This is a genomic window from Paracraurococcus lichenis, assembly GCF_030657435.1.
Lineage (GTDB): Bacteria > Pseudomonadota > Alphaproteobacteria > Acetobacterales > Acetobacteraceae > Paracraurococcus > Paracraurococcus lichenis.
Genome location: NZ_JAUTWS010000413.1, coordinates 1 through 653, shown reverse-complemented (window position 1 = coordinate 653; position 653 = coordinate 1). Strand labels below are relative to the sequence as shown.

Here is a 653-nt window from a genome sequence, read left to right as displayed (position 1 = left end):
GATCTCGACCGGCCTGCCAGCAGTGCTGCCGAGCAGCGCTGCCTTCAGCAGATCGGCGAAGTTTTTTTATATTCCTCCTGCGCCGCAAGGTCCTTCTTCGGATGACAGGGACGTGGCTGCAGCCGCGTCAGGCCAAGCTGACGTAGCCATCCGCCGATCGTGCCCTCGCGTACCTCGACCCCAAACCGGCGCGCCACCTCGGCGCGCAGGTCGGCGCAACGCCATCGCACCACCTTGTCCCGCTCGGGATCCGGCCCCGCCACGACCAGGGCCTTCAGCTCCGCCTTCTGCGCCTCGGTCAGCAGCGCAGCCTTGCCTGGGCTCTTGCGCGAGCGTAGTCCCTCAATCCCAGCGGCATTGTAGCGGTGAACCCAGTCCCTCAGGGTTTGCCGATCCATGCCGCACTGCTCGGCCGCTTGTCGGCGCGGCACGTCTTCCAGAACCAGCGCAATCGCCAGCAATCGCCGGACCTGGTCCGGCTCTTCACCCCTGCCAGCAGCCGCCCGCAGTTGCGCCGGCGTCAGCTCGTCCCGGGTCACCGCCACTGCCGCACCCATCCTGCCCTCCCCGGCGACCCGACGCCGGGATCATCGAATCAGCATGCCGCCGGTCCGAAAAGACACAGGAGAGTCAGTGTCAGATCAGATTGGTAT

The 653-nt window shown here is 66.6% G+C and carries 1 protein-coding gene; it reads right to left on the bottom strand.

All coding sequences use genetic code 11. The annotated features are described in order from the left end of the window. Nucleotides 1-44: 44 nt before the first annotated feature. A complete protein-coding gene (locus tag Q7A36_RS40565; protein WP_305109452.1) occupies nucleotides 45-557 on the bottom strand; it encodes a helix-turn-helix domain-containing protein in 513 nt (170 codons plus the stop codon). Between the last annotated feature and the right edge of the window lie 96 nt (nucleotides 558-653).

What these genes read in the sequence shown, in the direction of transcription:
- Q7A36_RS40565 (WP_305109452.1), bottom strand. Translation starts at nt 557, where the DNA reads ATGGGTGCGGCAGTGGCGGTGACCCGGGACGAGCTGACGCCGGCGCAA.